Source organism: Marimonas arenosa (genome assembly GCF_030848945.1).
GTDB lineage: Bacteria > Pseudomonadota > Alphaproteobacteria > Rhodobacterales > Rhodobacteraceae > Marimonas > Marimonas arenosa.
The window spans coordinates 1,132,897-1,150,709 of sequence record NZ_JANHAX010000001.1; the positions used below are offsets into that span (position 1 = coordinate 1,132,897).

Below are 17,813 nucleotides of genomic sequence, written 5' to 3' on the forward strand. Positions count from 1 at the left end.
TGCCCTTCGCGGTCGTCTCGGTGCAGGGTCGCACCTGATCAGTTCCTGGTCGTGTCATCTGCTCGCAAACCCGCTTGCACAACTCGAAAGCGCGCCCGTGTCGACCTTCAGGCCTTCTTCCCGGTCCCTCGGCATCCTGATACCGCAATTCCCGGGTCAGACCCATATCTTCTTCTGGCGCGAAATCCTTGAACTACAAAAAATGGGCGTCAGTGTGGCGCTTTTCAGCACAAGACCACCGCCGCAGGGCCTGATTTCGCATGACTGGTCGGACGAGGCGATGACCCGCACCACCTATCTCGGGGATCTTTCACCGCTCAACTCCCTGGCAGCCTTGCCGCGCCTGCCGCTGTTGGCGCTCTGGCGCGACCTGCGGCAGGGCGGCTCCGGCTTCGCCAGGGATGTCACGGTATCGCTGCCGGCCGCCCGCCGACTGGCGCAGGCGGCCCGTGCCCGCGGCATTACCCATGTCCACGCCCATTCCTGCGGCCGCGCCGCCCTGATCTGCGCCCTCGCGAACCGCATCTGGGGCCTCGACTACTCGCTCACCCTGCACGGGCCACTGTCGGATTACGGTCCCGGCCAGGGCTTCAAATGGCGCCATGCCGCCTTCGGCACCGTCATCACCCGCAAGCTCACGCGCGAACTGAGGGCCGCGCTCGGCGACGACACGCCCAAACGGCTTTTCCTGCAGCCGATGGGCGTCGACACCGAGGTGCTGACCCGCTCCACGCCCTACACGCCCGCCGCGCCCGACGGCCCGCTGCGGCTGTTCGCCTGCGGCCGGCTCAACGTGGTCAAGGGCCACCAGGACCTGCTGCAGGCGGTGCGGCTGTTGCGCGACCGTGGTCTCGACGCAAAGCTGGAAATCGCCGGCGAGGACGACGCCGGCGGCACCGGGTTCCACGCCGAGTTGCAGACCGAACTCGAACGCCTGAACCTCCAGGACCACGCCCGGCTGCTCGGCGCCATCGACGCCGACGCGGTGCGGGCCAAACTCGAACAGGCCCATCTCTTCGTGCTCGCCAGCTGGCACGAACCGCTGGGCGTCGCCTACATGGAGGCCATGGCGATGGGCGTACCGACCATCGGCACCGACGCAGGCGGCGTGCCCGAACTCATCACCAGTGGCAAGGACGGCCTGCTGGTGCCACCCAAACGCCCCGACCTTTTGGCCGATGCGATCGCCGCGCTGGCCGCTGACCCCGATCGCTGCCGGTCCTTCGCCACGACCGGGCGCAGCCGCATCGTCGAAGGCTTCTCCTCCGCCCGCGGCGCGCGGACACTGCTTGACGGGCTGGCGCTCAAGGACGACCTGCACCTCTGATCGGCAGCCACCGACTGTGCTGTCTGATAACCCCGTCCCCCGGGCAGCACCGGCACGGCGCCGGAACCCGGCTGTGCCCGTCAGCGCTCCGCGTGCAATCTCATTGCGGCGTTTCCAGCCGATATTTCCGTCCCGGCTCCGCGTCGAACTCCAGGAGCTCGACCTGCCGCAATCGTACCGTCGCCCCGTCGCTCAGGGCCAGCAGCCGCCCGGCCTCGACGGCGAAGCCGTAATCCGTCCGCGCCCCGCGCAGCCGGACCAGATCCTCGCCTGCTCCGCCATCGATGAAATCGCCGCCGCCACGGCTCTCAAACACGTCGTCGCCATCGCCGCCCAGAAGGATGTCCTCCTCCGCCGTGCCCGCGAGTTCATCCGCCCCGGCCCCGCCGCTGCGCAGCACGCCATGGGCAAAGGTGTGCGGCATGCGGTCTTCCCAACCGTCCGCCCCGGCCCGGTTCGCGGCCATCAGCGCCTGCCAGCGCGGATTGTCATCCTCGAGATGCCGCAGCGCCCCCCAGTTGCCATGCTGCGAGCTGCGCGCCACGTCGACGAAGGCATTGAACAACACCCCGCCCGCCGCGTGCCAGCCTTCAAGCGCATCGCGATAAAGCGCGGCCATCTCCGGAGTATAGCTGAACCGAGAAAAAAACGCGGTCAACTCGTCGTCACTGATCGCCCCGGCATGGCCCACCGCATGGCTACCGCCCTCGTACATGATCAGCCGAAACCCGTATGTCTCCGCCACCGCCGCGTGATAAGGCCAGAGCACCTCGGTCAGCTCCGTCAGCGATCCCTGCCGCACCGCGGCGGCCGCCTCGGGCAGTGCGCCGTCGAACCGCACTGGCTCGACGGCCGCCCGGAATGCGCGCCATTTCAGCCCGCGCGCCCGGGCCTCCTCCTCGGCGGCCGCGCGACTCTCGGCCATCCAGCGACGCAGGTCGCCAAGCCGGCCCTCCTCGTCATCCCCGAGTTCGAAGCCGAAATAACCCGACACCGCATAGGCATCGAAAGACGCCGCCGGCACCAGCGCGCCCTCACCCTGTTCCGCCTGCCAAAGCGGCGCCTGCAGCAGCGGCTCTTCGAGCCCCATCCAGCCGGTATGCACCGCCACCACCCGCACCAGACGGTCGGGCGCGGCCGCCCCGAACACCGCGCTCCAGATTCGCATCACCTCGGCCGCACGGGTGCCGGCAAACTGCATCCAGGGAGCCTCGCCGGCCTCCGGCCCCCAGCGCGCCTCGGCCTGGTCCGCTGCCCAGCGCGCCTGCGGGAAGATGAAGTTCCACAGCTCGTTGGAATACTCGACATAGACCTTCAGCCGCGGATCGAGCCGATCGCGCACCAGTTCGGCGAAGGCCTGCACATAGCCGTCATCGGCGGCATGCGGCATGCACACCCACGGATCGGCCCCGACCAGGTTTGCCAGCTCGATCATCACCTCCGCCGGCACCCCGCGCCAGGCCCAGGAAAAATCCGTGCGCCTTGGTCGGTCCTGCCAGGCCTTGACGGGCGAGCCGTTGGTCAGCATCCAGTCCATGAACCGCAGCACCCGCAGGTCTGCAATCCGCTCGACCCATTGTGGATTGAATGTCACCCCGAGTTCGTGCAGCGCGATCTGGTCCTCGCGCACGATCTCGATGCTGCGAATATGGTCACCGGTGCCCCCCGGGTCGGTCTCGGTGATGGTCAGCGCCACCTCGCCCTCGCCGGGGTTGTAGCGGAACCAGGCCTCGTTGCCATCGTAGCGCACCTGCTGCGCCCGCCCGCCGATTTTGAGGCTTCCCTCGCCTTGCCAGCTTACCCGATAGCGCCCGGTCATCGCCCGGGCCGCCTCGTTCTGGTCGGTCAGCACGAAGCTCTCCACCCGGTCGACCCCCGGCGGCAGTGCCGTCACCCAGCCGTTGTCGTCGAGATATCCCGCGCCCATCAGCCGTGCCGCATTCCAGGCGCCCCAGTTTTCGCCCTCATGCCCCAACCAGGGCCGGGCGGTTTTCATGATGTCGACAAACGGCTGCTGCGTCGACCAGTCGGAAATGCCGTTGAGTCCCATCGCCAACGCCGGATCGGCCAGTCCGGCGGTCTCCCCCGGGGCGTTTGGTGCCGGGTCCGCCGCCGCCATCCGCTGACCCCCCGTCCCGCTCTGTGCCGGTGCCTGCGCAGCCCGGAACGTTTTCAGCCGCGTGGCAATCGCCGCCGCCAGCAGAGGATAGGCCCGCTGCACCTCCGGCGCGATGCTCTCGGGCAGGTCCAGCGCCACCGGTGCCGGCTCGCCATAGAGCGCGGTATAGGTCACCATCGCCGCCAGCAGGTACAGCGTCGACGTGCCATGCGGGTCGGCATCGACGTAAAGCAGGCGCGGATCGATACCGGCAAGCGGCCCCTCGGTGAACAGCTCCGACAGCACCTTCGCCACCGGGATCAGCCGGATCTCCTGCCCCGGACGCGCCGCGCGCAGCTGCGCCACAAGGTCCTCGTACCAGGCGTGATACTCGCCCGTGTTATAGGCATTGTAGCGCCGGAACGCCCGCCGCCCGGGCGGAAACCCCGCCGTCATCTCGGCCCAGCCCTCATAGACGTAAACCGGCGCCACCCCATGCGCGTCGATCACCGCCAGCATTGCGCCGAGCGGGCTCTGACCCTCCGGATTGTCCCAGCCATACGGCGCGTCCGGCGGATCGGCCTGGATGAAATTGGCCGGATTGATCACGATCGCATCCCACCCGGCCGCAGAAAAGGCTTGGCGGTCCCTGTTCCAACCCGACCGCACGGCCCGGAACGACCATTCGGCTTTCGGCGGCGCGGACCCGGCGAAATCGCGCAGAAACCCCCATTGCCCGTCGGCGGCAAAGCCATGGCCCGCCGCCGCGGCCATCTTCGCCAGCCAGTGCGGCACCGCCGTCTCGTCGCTGTCACTGAGATGATGGATCAGCGAATTGCCGAAGAAATACACCTTGCGCTCGGCCGCCTGCGCCGCCGCCGGCAATAAAGACAGCGACAGGCAGATACCGATTACCCGAAATACTCGCAGCCAGATCATTAACACCCCATGGCTCCTCTCCCAGCTTTTCAAAATCCTCTCGCCTTTCGCGCCGCCGCGCAAGCCACCTGCCGCCCCGGGCGCCCCCCGAGCGTTGTCTTGCTCGAAACACGCCCTGCCGCTCAACCCGCCCGTGCCACGGGCACCGCCGGAAGGGCCCGCGCACGCCCCCTCGGGTAGGCGGGGCGGGCGGGTGGGCGCTGTCCCGCGGGGGCGCCCCGCCACCGCGTTCAACCGAAGGGCGCCGGTTTGTCCTCCCACCCCAGCACCCAGTCATAGACGCCGCGCATCTGCTCGGCCTTGCGCGCCCAAGTGAAAGCCTCCGCGACCCGCGCCCGCGCCGCCGATGCCATCGGTGCCAGCGCGCCCGGGTCCTGCGCCGCCCGTTGCAGCGCCGCGCGAAAACCCGCCACGATCTCGTCGCGCGTCCCCAGCGGAACCTTCCATCCCAGCCCTTCGGTCACCAGTTCGCCCGGCCCGGCATAGTCCACGATCAGCGGCACCACCCCCAGCGCCATCGCCTCCAGCACCACGCCGCCGCCGAACTCGCGCACCGAGGGAAAGCTCAACAGGTGGCAGCGCCCCAGCACCGCCTGCACCTCTTCATGCGCCAGCCAGCCATGGAAGGTGACCGCCTCGGCCACGCCCTGCGCCGCGGAAAAGCCCGTCAGCCCCTCAAGCATCGGCCCGTCGCCCACCATCTCGAGCCGCATCCGCCCGGCCCGCAGCAGCGGCAACGCCGCCTCGATCAGCATGTCCGGCCCCTTGTAGGGCACCATCCGTCCCACGAACCCGGCCCGCAGCACGCCGCCCTCGGGTGCGGCCACGGTCGAAAACCGCGCCGGATCAACGGCATTTTCCGGGATATAGACGGACTTGTCGCGCCAGTGCGCCGGCACCTCGCTCTGGGTATGGCGCGACCCCACCACGACGGCACTGGCATGTCGCAACGTCGCCCGCCGCCCCGGCAACAGCTTGTAGGCGCCGCGCAGGTAGGACAGCCATTCGCGCTCGCGCCGCCGCTCGGACTCGAACCCCGGGGGCCAGGGCACCCCGCCATTGAGCGGCCCCAGAACGAACGGCACGCCGGCCCGGGCACAGCGTTTCGCCAGCGGCGACGAGATCGTCGGGCTGAGCGGCGTCACCCGATGCACGACATCGAACTTCCCCGCCCGGATCGCCGCCCCGAACCGCCGCCAAACGAGCCGCTCGAAAGACGGATAGCTCAGGGCCTGGACCGCCTGCAGTGCAGTCCAGCCCTTGCCCTGCCCCATCCGCAGCATCTCACCCAGCCTCCAAAGGGGCCGCGCCAGCGCCTCATTGTCGATCGCAGTGAAGGTTTCGCCCTCGATCTCGCCCGCCCGCAGGAATGCATCGCGATTGCGCACATGGGTGACGACATGGACCTCGGCCACGTGACGCAACGCGGTGGCCAGCGACCAGCCCACCAAAGGCACCGAAACCCATTCCGGGTTGGCCGCCTCGGCGATCACCAGAACCTTTGGCTGCCGGCTCACATCACGCTCCTCAGCTGCAGCTTTTGCAGTCTTTGCCGCGCCTCCAACCCCTCCAGGTACCCCAGCAGCATCCCCGACATCACGAAGGTCAGTGTCGTGATCGTGGCGTTGGGCAGCAGGTCGAACAGGTTGAATCCGAGGATCAGCGCCACCGGCCCGACAAACGGCGCTTGCTCCGACCAGCCCGGCGCGAAGCTGCGCACCGCCAGCACGATCAGCGGCCAGGCCAGCAGCCCGAACTCGGCCAGGAACCCGACCCAGCCAAAGACCCCGATGGTGATCACCCAGCGCCCGTCGGTCACGGTCAGGAACTCGCCTGTGACCGGGTCGAGGATCTGGTTGCGACCCCAGCTGCCCCAGCCGAAATACGGCTTCTCGCTCGCCCGGTCGAGCAGAACATGCTCGTTGTCGAAACGGAACTCCAGCGAGGCCGCCCGCTCCGGGTCGATATGCGAGGCCTGCTCGACCAGCCAGTCGTCGGGAACCAGGTCAAGGCCCTTCATCGCCGGATATGCCAGCGCCAGGACGGCCAGCACCGCTGCCAGCTGCACCTGCAGCCCCCGCCCGGCAAACAGCACCAGCGGCACCAGCAGCAGCGAATAGGCAATCGAGGCCACAGACTTGCACAGCACCAGCACCACCCACATATAGCCCGTCGCCGCCATCGCGATGCCCTTGAGCCGTCCCGTGCCGCCGCGCCAAAGCGCCGCCGCCGCGGCCAGCACCATCAGTGCGAAAAACGCCACCCACAGCCCATGATAGAGGAACACGATCGGCCGGAAGCCACCGAACCGTATCATCTGGTCGAAATGGTGCTGGAAATAGCCGTAGATCCAGGTGTTGAGCTGCGGGCTCATCCGCACCTCAAAGAGCATCAACAGCGAATAGACCAGCCCGGTCGCCAGCAACGCCTGCAAAAAGTCGCGCTGATCGGTTCCGTTTCTGAGGAAATTCAGGGCCAGAACGAACGGCAGCAGCAGCATCGCCTGCTGCACCATCAGTGCCAGCGCCTCGATCAGCCGCAGCGCCGGCAGGCCGATCTGGCCGAAGAAAACCGGCTCGTCATTGGTCAGAACCGTCGCCAGCGGGCTGAGCACGAACACCACCATCAAGAGCCGGGCCACGGTCGAGCGCGGGAATATCTGCATGTCGCGGCCGCGCTGGAAAAACACGACCACGAAGGCCACAACCGGCGGCAGGGTCTGTTTCGACAGGGGAGGCATCAGCGGAAAGTCGAACACCGCCGGCGGCGGCGGCAGGAAGAGATAGGCCAGAAGCAGCGACCAGATGATCGCCCGGCCGGTGTCGAGCCGGCGAAACAGCATGATCGAAACCAGCGGCCAAAGCGCGAGCACAAGATATGCAAACGTGTTGGGCATGGGGTGCGACGGGTTGCTCTGGTTTCCTGCTCTTGGCCAATCCTAACAGGGCTTTAGCCGGCTGTCCTCAACCTTGGCTTTGCTTTTGTCACCAAATGGCCAACAATCCGCGCCAATTCCGGCCACTGGCTCGGGATATGACCCGATCGAAACCGGTTCACGAAGGCCCCGCCATGGCGCGACTGAAAATCGCCTATCTCTGCGATATATCGCCCGAACACGTGCATCCCTATTCCGGAGGCAATGCGCGGATCTTCAACGCGCTGTCGGCCCGTGCCGATCTCACCGTGTTGCCGCAAAACTGGGGCCGGGCCGAGCCCGTGCGCCGGGCGATCTATCGGATGTCGGACGCCGCCCAGCTGCGCCTGCGCTGGCGGGCGCATCTCGCGCTCGCCCGGATCATCGCCGCGCCGCTCAACCGGCAACTGGCCAGCGATCGCTATGATGCGGTGTTCTGCGCCTATTCGTTCCAGTCGATGTCCCGCCTCGCCGCCGGGAAACGACCGCATGGCGAGGAACCGCACCCCGGGCGGCCGCTGCTGGTCTTCACCTCCGACGCCACACCGACGGTCTACAAGCGGTCGGAAATCGGCCAGAGCTTCGGCTCGTCGTGGGTGGCGCGCACCCTGCTCGACCCGCTGACGCTGCGCGCCGAGCGCCGGATTTTCAACACGCTCGACCTGATGCTCTGCCCCTCGGCCTGGCTCAAGCGCGAGGCCGAGACGCTTTACAACCTCGCGCCCGGTACCGCCCATGTCCTGCCCTGGGGCGCCAATGTCGACGATCCGGGGCCGCAACCGGTGCCGCCACCGCCGGGGCCGGATGCGCCGCTGCACTTGCTGGTGATCGGTCGCGACTGGTTCGCCAAGGGTGGGCCGCTGGCTTTCGACACGATGCAGAACCTGCGCGCCCGCGGTCTCGACGCGCGGCTCACCGTGATCGGCACCACCCCGCCGGAGTTTCATATCAATGAACACGTCACCGTCCTGGGGCATTTGGACAAGTCGAACCCGGACGAGGCGGCACGGTTCCATGCCGCGCTGGCGCAAGCGCATTTCCTGGTGCAGCCAAGTTTCGAAAGCTACGGCTTTGCCTTCTGCGAGGCGGCCGCCCATGGCCTGCCGTCTCTCTGCCTGGATATCGGCGGCGTGCCGGTGTCAGAAGGCGTCACCGGTCACCCGCTGCCGGCCGGGTCCGGTCCCGGGGACTTCGCCGACGTGGTCATGCGCCACGTCGCCGACCCGGCAGGTTACGCCCGGCTGCGCGCCGCCGCGCGCGACGCCTTCGAGACCACGCTCAACTGGGAGGCCTGGGCCAGCCGAACAATCGAACTGATCGAGGCCAGGCTCAGCAGGAACACCGCGTAAGCAATCATCATCATCTGTCTCCTCAATACCCCGTGGCGTGGAAAACTACCTTCACCGTCTTCGCCATGACCCTAAGGTCGGTGGTCAGCGACATCTGCCGGTAATAGGCACTGTCGTACCGGGCGCGTTCGGCAAAGCTGGTTTCGTTGCGCTCGCTCACCTGCCAGAAGCCGGTGATTCCCGGACGCAACTCGAAATAGGCGGCCCCGGGGTACAGCTCGCGCTGCTCCACCATCATCGGCCGCGGCCCGACGATCGACATGTCGCCTTTCAGCACGTTGAACAGCTGCGGCAGCTCGTCGAGCGAAGTCTTGCGGATGAGCGCCCCGAACGGGGTGATCCGCGGGTCTTTCTTAAGTTTCTGCGTGCGATCCCATTCGGCCCGCGCCTCGGGATGACGGGCCAGGTGCGCCTCAAGAATCTCGTCGGCCCCGTCCACCATCGAGCGCAGCTTGACCATGCGAAAGACCCGGCCATGCCGGCCCAACCGCTTCTGCACGTATAACGGCGACCGCCCGTCAAGCGCGGTGATCGCCATCAGCGGCACCAACAACGCCAGCGCCGGCGCGGCGGCCAGCAACACCACGACAATGTCCAGCGCCCGCTTCACACCGTTGCGATACAGTTTCGCACCCCGGCGGCGGGGCTCTGCCGCCTCCATCAGGCCCTGAAGCCCGGCGACATCCAATCCTGAACCAATACGTTCGTTCACAATACCAATTCCCCAAGTGGCGGAACACGTCCGTCGCGGCGAGCCGCACAGGGTTGCGCCACCGGCGCAGCCCCGAACAATAAAATTGACCCAGAAGCAGAAGGGCCGTTTTTCACTCGCCTTACGTCCGTATCCCCAAGACGTTACAGCCCGGTTTTCCCGCGAGACTCGATCCCCTGCAGCCCCTTCAGATGGATCGTTCCTCAAGCGTCTCGCGGTCGCCCGGTTGTGTTAAAATTATGGCGCAATCCCCTAAAAAGTCAAATTTTCTCCGCACCTCTCAACCCTGGGTCGAACGCCTCTCCAGCCGTCTGATCTCCGGGTCGCGGCGGCAAGGCGCTTGACCGACGGAGAGGTGTCGGCACGGGCGCGGGCGGCCACCTTCGCCGCCCCAAACCGGTCTGCCGCCTCCGCCCGTCAATCCGCGGCGCGGTCGAATTGTCAAAGACGCGGAAACAATTCAGATCATTTCGAAGGGCCTCCCGAACCGCGGAAACAATAACCTTGGAATCCTGTCAAAAACCCCTGCGAAAATGCCTTGATGTTTTTGGCCGCCTAGCCGCTGGTCTCCTGGCTCGACGCCCGTCCCCGGACGATCTGCGACACGGGCCCAAACGCGCCGAGCGGCCGCTTCCGCGCCCCTGGCGTACCCGGCGGCGGCACCCCGCACGACACGCAGAGAGCGAGTGGTCCCGACAAGGCTCGACCGATCCGGCTGCCACATTCCGGCCCTCTTCCCATCTGTTCGATTCGTTTGCTGCCGATTCCGGTCGAATCGTCGGCTCGGCGCCACCGGCCTGCGTCCCCATGGCGCGGGTCCCGACTTGCTGTACTGCAGCGCAGCGGCCGGAAACAGTATTTCACATTTAATATCAACTTTTTACCGCTTAAACGCCGATCTCTTTTTCGACCTGACGCACGCGACTGTCGCCATCAGGGGGCCGCGTCAACTAATCCTTTTGTGTATCGCGGCTTGACTGCTTAATGTATCGTCATATGCAAATATAACGATGCGACAGCTGAAAACAGGGCATACATATGACAGATACGAAAGTGGCGGCGCGCCCGTCCCCCAAAGTTTCGGACGAGGTGCGCAAAACGACATGCTATATGTGCGCCTGTCGCTGCGGCATCAACGTCCACCTTGAAAACGGCAAGGTGAAGTACATCGAGGGCAACCGCGACCACCCGGTGAACCAGGGCGTGCTCTGCGCCAAAGGGTCAGCGGGCATCATGCAGCACTACGCCCCCTCGCGCCTGCGCACGCCGCTGAAACGTGTCGGCCCGCGCGGTTCGGGCGAATTCGAGGAAATCAGCTGGGACGAAGCCTACGAGATCGCCGCCTCGTGGCTGAAACCGATCCGCGACACCGACCCGTCGAAACTCGCGTTCTTCACCGGCCGCGACCAGTCGCAATCCTTCACCTCGTTTTGGGCCCAGGCCTTCGGCACCCCGAACTATGCCGCCCATGGCGGCTTCTGCTCGGTCAACATGGCCGCCGCCGGCATCTACACGATGGGCGGCGCGTTCTGGGAATTCGGTCAGCCCGACTGGGACCGCACCAAGCTGTTCATGATCTTCGGCGTCGCCGAGGACCACGACAGCAACCCGATCAAGATCGGTCTGGGCAAACTGAAATCCCGCGGCGGCAAGGTGATCGGCGTCAACCCGATCCGCTCGGGCTATAACGCCGTCGCCGACGACTGGATCGGCATCACGCCGGGCACCGACGGGCTCTTCATCTTGTCGATGATCCACGAGCTGCTGAAGGCCGGCAAGGTCGACCTCAATTACCTCAGCCGCTACACCAATGCCGGCTTCCTGGTCGACGCCAACGAAGACAGCGCCGAATACGGCCTCTTCCTGCGCGACAAGGACGGCACCCCGCAGGTCATCGACCGCGCCACCGGCAAGCCCGCGAAATACGACGCCAAGGGCGTGAAACCCGATCTTGCCGGCCATATCCGCAAGGGCGGCATCACCTACAAGCCCGCCTTCCAGCTGCTGGCCGAGAAATATCTCGACGCGCAATACGCCCCGGAAACCATCGCCGCCCAGTGCGGCCTGACCCCGGAAAAGATCAAGGCCACCGCCGCCGAACTGGCCCGCGTCGCCTTTGACGAAGAGATTACCCTCGACGTCGAATGGACCGACTGGAAGGGCGAAAAGCACAAGACCATGACCGGCCGCCCAGTCAGCTTCCACGCCATGCGCGGCATCTCGGCCCATTCCAACGGCTTCCAGACCTGCCGCGCCCTGCACATCCTGCAGATCCTGCTGGGCAGCGTCGAGGTTCCCGGCGGCTTCCGCTTCAAGCCGCCCTATCCCAAGCCGCCCGAGGCGCACCCGAAACCGCACGCGGGCTTTGCCGCGGGCAAGCCGCTCGACGGGCCGCACCTGGGCTACCCGATGGGGCCGGAACACCTGCTGATCAACGAAGACGGCTCGGCCAAGCGGATCGACAAGGCGTTCACCTGGGAAAACCCCTATTCGGCCCACGGGCTGATGCACATGGTGATCTCCAACGCCCATGCCGGTGATCCCTACAAGATCGACACGCTGTTCATGTACATGGCCAACATGGCCTGGAACTCGACCATGAACACCACCGAGGTCATCAAGATGCTGACCGACACGGATGAAAACGGCGATTACGTGATCCCGCATTTCATCTATTCCGATGCCTATTCCTCGGAAACCGTGGCCTTCGCCGATCTCGTGCTGCCCGACACCACCTATCTCGAACGCCACGACTGCATCTCGCTCTTGGACCGCCCGATCTGCGAGGCCGAAGCCGCCGCCGACAGCATCCGCTGGCCCGTGGTCGAACCCGACCGCGACGTCAAGGGCTTCCAGTCGGCGCTCTGTGACCTCGGCGCCAAGCTCGGCCTGCCCGGCTTCGTCAACGACGATGGCAGCCAGAAATACGCCGACTATGCCGACTATATCGTCAGCCACGAACGCCGCCCCGGCGTGGGCCCCTTGGCCGGGTTCCGCGGCCCGGACGGTGACAAGAACGGCCGCGGCGAACCGAACCCGAACCAGCTGGAAAAATACATCGAAAACGGCGGCTTCTGGATCAACCACATCCCAGAAAACGCCCAGTTCTACAAACCGTGGAACCAGCACTACCAGGATTGGGCGGTGGAAATCGGCCTGTTCGACGCCGCAGCACCTTACGTCTTCAACCTCTGGCTGGAACCGATGCGCAAGCTGCAGCGCGCCGCCGAGGGCCATGGCGACATCCAGCCGCCCGATCACCTGCGCGACCGGGTCAAGGCGACGATGACGCCGCTGCCCGAATGGTATGAACCGTTCGAGGAAGCACAGGTCGACAAGGACGAATACCCGATCCACGCCCTGACCCAGCGCCCGATGCACATGTATCACTCCTGGGGCTCGCAGAACGCCTGGCTGCGCCAGATCACCGGCGTCAACAAGCTCTACATCCCCGGCAAGATCTGGGACGAAAAGGGGTTCAGCGAAGACGACAACTGGGCCTACGTGACCTCGACCCACGGCAAGATCAAATGCCAGGTCGCGCGGATGGACGCGCTCAACGAAAACACCGTCTGGACCTGGAATGCCATCGGCAAGAAACGCGGCGCCTGGGCGCTTTCCGAGGACGCGCAAGAGGCGACAAAAGGCTTCCTGCTCAACCACTTGATCAACGAACTGCTGCCGCCCAAGGGCGACGGCCGCCGCTGGGCCAACTCCGACCCGGTGACCGGCCAGGCGGCCTGGTTCGACCTGCGGGTCAAGATCGAAAAGGCGCCACCCAACGGCCCATCCGAACCCGCGCACCCGGCGCATAAATCGCCCGTCGGCCAGGGGCCCAAGGATATCGCCTACGGGGAGGAATTCTGATGAGCCCCAAAGCCATGTCCCGCCCGGCGTCCACGCCGGGCACGCGCCCGCCCGCCGCATGGCGGGCGCGTTCCGCGCCCACCCGGACGACCGCGTGCCCTCGGTGCAGTGTTCGAACCGCCCTTCGCGGCATCGCCGCCGCGCTCAAACTTGAATTCGAAGGGGGACGCGCATGACCACCCTGCCCGCATCGACCGAAAAGAAACTCGGCCTTGCCATCGACCTCGACACCTGCGTCGGCTGCCATGCCTGCGTTGTGAACTGCAAGGAATGGAACACCTCGAACTACGGCGTGCCGCTCTCGGACGAAGACGCCTACGGCGCCGAGCCGCACGGTTCGTTCCTCAACCGCGTCCACACCTTCGAGGCCCAGCCGGCATCGGGTTGCAGCCAGACCATCCACTTCCCCAAGTCCTGCCTGCATTGCGAGGACGCCCCCTGCGTCACCGTCTGCCCCACCGGGGCCAGCTACAAGCGCAGCGAAGACGGCATCGTGCTGGTCAACGAAAACGATTGCATGGGCTGCGGCCTCTGCGCCTGGGCCTGCCCCTATGGCGCGCGGGAACTGGATGCGCTGGCCGGGGTGATGAAGAAATGCACCCTCTGCGTCGACCGCATCTATAACGAGAACATCCCCGAGGAAGACCGCGTTCCCGCCTGCGTGCGCACCTGCCCCGCCGGCGCCCGGCATTTCGGCGACTTCTCCGATCCCAATTCGAACGTCTCGAAACTGGTGGCCGAACGCGGCGGCATCGACCTGATGCCGGAAATGGGCACCAAGCCCGTGAACAAGTACCTGCCGCCGCGGCCCAAGGACGTGCCGTCGGACGAGCAGCTCAACGGTCAAAACACCGAGCCCAAGGGCTTCCTCGCCTGGCTCGACAAAGCTCTGGAGGCGATCTGACATGCACCCGGCACCCTCAGTAATCTTCTTCACCGCTTTCTCGGGGCTCGGCTTCGGCCTGCTGGCCTGGCTCGGCATCGGCCTGCCGCCCGTTTCCGGCGTGACCGCTTTCGTCTTCTACGTGCTGGCCTATGGTATGGCCGTCGGCGGGCTGCTCAGTTCGGTCTTCCACCTCGGCAACAAGAAGAACGCCGTGAAGGCGTTCTCGCAATGGCGCAGCTCGTGGCTGTCGCGCGAAGGCATCATGGCGGTCGTCACCCTGCTGACCATGGCGCCCTACGCCTTCGAGCAGGTCTTCCTCGACAGCGGCGCCCTCAAGATGCTGGGCCTCCTGGGCGCGGTTCTTGCCATGGTGACGGTCTTCACCACCTCGATGATCTACACCCAGCTTAAAACCGTGCCGCGCTGGAACACGCCGCTGACGCCGATCCTGTTCGTGCTGTTTTCGCTCGCCGGTGGCGGCCTCTTCGCCGGCCAGGTCCGCGCCGCTGCCGCGCTTCTGGTGGCGCTCGGCGTGATCCAGGTGATCGCCTGGATGCAGGGCGACGCCAAGGGCGCCACCGGCGCCTCGACGCTGGAAACCGCCACCGGCCTCGGCCGCATCGGCAAGACCCGCCTCTTGGAACCGCCGCATTCCGGCCAGAACTACCTGCTCAAGGAAATGGCCTACACCGTGGGCCGCAAGCACGCGATGAAGCTGCGCGCCGTCGCGCTGATCTGTGCCGTGGTGCTGCCGGTGGTCCTGATCCTGGCCCTGCCCGCCGGCCACGTCCTGGCCGTGCCGCTGATTGCACTGCACATCATCGGCCTGCTGGCCGCCCGCTGGCTGTTCTTCGCCGAAGCCGCCCACGTGGTGCGCCTCTACTACGGCAAGTAATCGAACCCTATATCGAGGCCGGGTCGCACGCCCGGCCTCCGTCCATTCGCGCGAACGAAAGAAGCTGATCCCATGAAAAGAGTTATCGTCACCCGCCTGCAGACCATCCCCGCGAAGGGCGTCTATCCTGATCTCGTTATGTCCGGCATGGTCGTCGAGCGCGAGATTGCCATCGACGGCGGCAAGGTCGTCATCCCTGTCCACGTCCCCGACAACTTCGGCGGCGACATCGCCGAAATCCAGCAGGCGATCGAGGACAAGATCAAGGGGCTCGACGGGGTCGACAGCGTCCTCGTCGTGCTGACTTCCGAAAAGTCGGCCTCGGCTCCCGCCGCGGTGAAATCCGCTGCCCCGGCTCCCGCCGCCGCCCCGGCGGCGCCGACCACCGCGCCGGGTGCGGCACCGCGCCTGAAGAAACGCCCGACCGAAGCCAAGGGTCCCGACAACCGCCCCGAAATGGCGCCGATCCCCGGGATCAAGACCATTCTCGCCGTCGCCTCGGGCAAGGGCGGCGTCGGCAAATCGACCTGCGCCACCAACATCGCGCTGGGACTCGCCAGCCTCGGCTTTCGCGTCGGCTTGCTCGATGCCGACATCTATGGCCCCTCCGCGCCCAAGCTGATGGGCATCCACGAACAGCCCCGGATCGAGGGAGACCGGGTGTTCCCGATCGAGAAATACGGCATCAAGGTGATGTCGATGGGCTTCTTCATGGAAGAGGAAAACCCGGTGATCTGGCGCGGCCCGATGGTGGTCTCGGCGCTGATGCAGTTCACCCGCGAGGTCGACTGGGGCGGGCTCGACGTGCTCGTCCTCGATATGCCGCCGGGCACCGGCGACGCGCAGCTGACGATGGCCCAGCAGACCCCGCTGACCGGCGCGGTGATCATCTCCACGCCGCAGGACCTGGCCCTGATCGACGCCCGCAAAGGGCTCAACATGTTCAAGAACGTCGACGTTCCGATTTATGGCATCGTCGAAAACATGTCGACCTTCATCTGCCCGCACTGCGGCAAGCCCTCTGACATCTTCGGCCATGGCGGTGCCGAGGAAGACGCCCGCCGTCTTGGCGTGCCGTTCCTGGGCGCGATCCCGCTGCACATGGACATCCGCGAGAACTCGGACGCCGGCACACCGGTGGTGGTCAGCCAACCCGACAGCACCCACGCTCAGATCTACAAGAAAATCGCCATCAAGGTCGCTGCCCGCCTCTTCCCCGAGGATGACGCGGAATAAAATCCGGCCGACCACTGCTATGGTGAACCCGATCCCCCACGGGGGTCGGGCTTGGATTACACCCTTGCCGTCCCCGCCCGTTGTTGCCGCCCGCTCTGCACTCCATCGCAAGCAACCGAGGCCTCAAGCCACCCGACCAGTGGCGGACCGTTCCACCGGCCTGCCGCCGGGACGGCTCCGACAAAGGCAACCAGACAGGCAGGCCCCTCAGGCGCGTGGCTCCGACGGAGGAGAGGTGCACATGCCGGCATCGCGCGCCGTGTTAACCCGAGAATCACCCGGTCGTTACCCCACCGCGCGCCAGACAGGGTGCCAGCCAGACTGCCAGCCAGGCTGCCATACCTCCTGAAAACCGCCCCGGCGAACCGTTGAGCCGCCGGGGCGCTGTATTGACGGAATCTCAAACCTTGATCAGACGAAACGCTCCATCAGCTTCATACCGATGAAGCCTCCGGCCACGATGGCGGCGAAGGTGATGAACGAGCCCAGCGCCAGGGTCGAGGCCCCGGTCACGGCCTGCCCCACGGTACAACCCAACGCGGTGACGCCGCCGATCCCCATCAGCACTGCGCCGCTCAGGTTGCGCAATGTGTCGCCGCTGTCCTGGAAGGTGGCGAAAAAGAACTTCCGCGTCACCAGCGACATCAGGAATGCACCCGACAGCGCCCCGATGGTGGTCGACACCGCGAAATTCATCCCGTCATAGGCAGTGAACCGCATCAGATAGTCGATGCTGTCGCCTGCTGGACGGACATAGCTCAGCGACGCGATCATCGGATTGTCGGCAAACTCGTCGAAGGCCAGCGCCGTCAGCACCCAGCCCGCCAGCACGCAGAGCCCGATGCCGATCCCGGCGACGACATGCGTGGGCGATGTGCGGAAACCCTTGTCGGCAAAGGCATAAATGATGATCCCCCCGGCAAGGACCAGCGCCGTCACCAACTGTGCCATGCCGGCGTCCATCCCCGTGAGCGCGGCAAGCATGGTGTCGAGCCCCTGATCCTCGATGCCCAGTTCGACGCTGGTGGCGTCGACGATCGCCACCCGCGTCTCGGCAAAAAGACCGCCAATGGTCATGTAGGCGGTAATCCCGATCACGAACAGCACGATCAGCGAGCGCAGATCGCCCCCTCCCGCGCGGGCCAGGTTCTTCGAGGCGCAGCCGCCGGCGAAAACCATGCCGACGCCAAACAGAAGCCCGCCAATGACGTGCCCTCCCAGTGTCAGCCGACCGTTGAGATAGATGCTGGAGCCCATGTCCGCCAGCCCGCTGCGTTCCAGCCACAGCACCCCCAGAATCGCCACGGCCAGCGCCAGCACCCAGGACCGGAACCGTCGCCAGTCGCCGAAATTGGCGATGTCCGACAGCGACCCCATGGTGCAGAAATTGGTGCGCACGATCAGCGCGCCGAAAACCAGGCCGATGAGCAACCCGCCCCAGCCGATATAAAACGCCGGGGCCTCCACCACGGCTTCCTTCCATGCGTCGAGCATTTGTCCTCCCTCGTGTCCTGCGCCCCGGCCTCTTTCTCCCTCCGGGGTCGCAATCAAACATCAGCATATATGATTGGGAGTCACCGCACAACAAAA

Annotated in this window: 11 protein-coding genes; 6 read left to right on the plus strand and 5 right to left on the minus strand. The window is 65.9% G+C overall.

From position 1 onward, the window contains the following. Nucleotides 1–97: 97 nt before the first annotated feature. A complete protein-coding gene (epsE, locus tag NO357_RS05500; RefSeq protein WP_306734602.1) occupies nt 98–1,327 on the plus strand; it encodes an exopolysaccharide biosynthesis GT4 family glycosyltransferase EpsE in 1,230 nt (409 codons plus the stop codon). A 100-nt stretch (nt 1,328–1,427) separates the two neighbouring features. Here epsE and NO357_RS05505 read toward each other — a convergent pair whose 3' ends face one another. The 3 genes from NO357_RS05505 to NO357_RS05515 all read right to left on the minus strand — a co-directional run bounded on the left by NO357_RS05505 (nt 1,428) and on the right by NO357_RS05515 (nt 7,260). Next, entirely contained in the window at nt 1,428–4,364 is a 2,937-nt protein-coding gene (locus NO357_RS05505) for a calcium-binding protein (RefSeq protein WP_306734603.1), read from the minus strand. A gap of 230 nt (nt 4,365–4,594) precedes the next feature. Next, nucleotides 4,595–5,881, minus strand: coding sequence for a glycosyltransferase family 4 protein (locus tag NO357_RS05510; protein ID WP_306734604.1), 1,287 nt, complete (start codon nt 5,879–5,881; stop codon nt 4,595–4,597). Further along, nucleotides 5,878–7,260 carry a hypothetical protein gene (locus tag NO357_RS05515; RefSeq protein ID WP_306734605.1) on the minus strand — a complete coding sequence of 461 codons (1,383 nt, stop codon included), beginning with the start codon at nt 7,258–7,260 and terminating at the stop codon, nt 5,878–5,880. Before NO357_RS05515 ends, NO357_RS05510 begins: the two co-directional genes overlap by 4 nt. Before the next feature lie 173 nt (nt 7,261–7,433). On the opposite strand from NO357_RS05515, the gene NO357_RS05520 reads away from it, so the two are divergent. Next, nucleotides 7,434–8,627, plus strand: coding sequence for a glycosyltransferase family 4 protein (locus tag NO357_RS05520; protein WP_306734606.1), 1,194 nt, complete (start codon nt 7,434–7,436; stop codon nt 8,625–8,627). 22 nt (nt 8,628–8,649) lie between these two features. On the opposite strand, the gene NO357_RS05525 is transcribed toward NO357_RS05520, so the two are convergent. Next, nucleotides 8,650–9,288, minus strand: a complete 639-nt coding sequence (locus tag NO357_RS05525; RefSeq protein WP_306734773.1) for a sugar transferase — start codon at nt 9,286–9,288, stop codon at nt 8,650–8,652. 1,089 nt (nt 9,289–10,377) lie between these two features. Between NO357_RS05525 and NO357_RS05530 the strand changes: the two genes are divergently transcribed. From NO357_RS05530 to NO357_RS05545, 4 genes are all read left to right on the plus strand, one after another. Beyond that, a complete protein-coding gene (locus tag NO357_RS05530) occupies nt 10,378–13,206 on the plus strand; it encodes a molybdopterin oxidoreductase family protein (protein WP_306734607.1) in 2,829 nt (942 codons plus the stop codon). Between the two features lie 172 nt (nt 13,207–13,378). After that, the gene (locus tag NO357_RS05535; protein ID WP_306734608.1) at nt 13,379–14,110 is read left to right on the plus strand and encodes a 4Fe-4S dicluster domain-containing protein; all 732 of its coding nucleotides are present in this window, start codon (nt 13,379–13,381) and stop codon (nt 14,108–14,110) included. Between the two features lies 1 nt (nt 14,111). After that, the gene (locus tag NO357_RS05540; protein WP_306734609.1) at nt 14,112–14,987 is read left to right on the plus strand and encodes a dimethyl sulfoxide reductase anchor subunit family protein; all 876 of its coding nucleotides are present in this window, start codon (nt 14,112–14,114) and stop codon (nt 14,985–14,987) included. 72 nt (nt 14,988–15,059) lie between these two features. After that, nucleotides 15,060–16,223: an Mrp/NBP35 family ATP-binding protein gene (locus tag NO357_RS05545; protein ID WP_306734610.1), complete on the plus strand. Its 1,164-nt coding sequence runs from the start codon at nt 15,060–15,062 to the stop codon at nt 16,221–16,223. Nucleotides 16,224–16,634: 411 nt separating this feature from the next. Here NO357_RS05545 and NO357_RS05550 read toward each other — a convergent pair whose 3' ends face one another. Continuing rightward, entirely contained in the window at nt 16,635–17,717 is a 1,083-nt protein-coding gene (locus tag NO357_RS05550; RefSeq protein ID WP_306734611.1) for a YeeE/YedE family protein, read from the minus strand. Nucleotides 17,718–17,813: the final 96 nt, after the last annotated feature.

Coding starts and splice junctions, on each gene's coding strand:
- NO357_RS05515 (WP_306734605.1), bottom strand. CDS start 7,260: ATGCCCAACACGTTTGCATATCTTGTGCTCGCGCTTTGGCCGCTGGTT.
- NO357_RS05535 (WP_306734608.1), top strand. CDS start 13,379: ATGACCACCCTGCCCGCATCGACCGAAAAGAAACTCGGCCTTGCCATC.
- NO357_RS05550 (WP_306734611.1), bottom strand. CDS start 17,717: ATGCTCGACGCATGGAAGGAAGCCGTGGTGGAGGCCCCGGCGTTTTAT.
- NO357_RS05545 (WP_306734610.1), top strand. CDS start 15,060: ATGAAAAGAGTTATCGTCACCCGCCTGCAGACCATCCCCGCGAAGGGC.
- NO357_RS05540 (WP_306734609.1), top strand. CDS start 14,112: ATGCACCCGGCACCCTCAGTAATCTTCTTCACCGCTTTCTCGGGGCTC.
- NO357_RS05505 (WP_306734603.1), bottom strand. CDS start 4,364: ATGATCTGGCTGCGAGTATTTCGGGTAATCGGTATCTGCCTGTCGCTG.
- NO357_RS05525 (WP_306734773.1), bottom strand. CDS start 9,288: ATGGAGGCGGCAGAGCCCCGCCGCCGGGGTGCGAAACTGTATCGCAAC.
- NO357_RS05520 (WP_306734606.1), top strand. CDS start 7,434: ATGGCGCGACTGAAAATCGCCTATCTCTGCGATATATCGCCCGAACAC.
- NO357_RS05530 (WP_306734607.1), top strand. CDS start 10,378: ATGACAGATACGAAAGTGGCGGCGCGCCCGTCCCCCAAAGTTTCGGAC.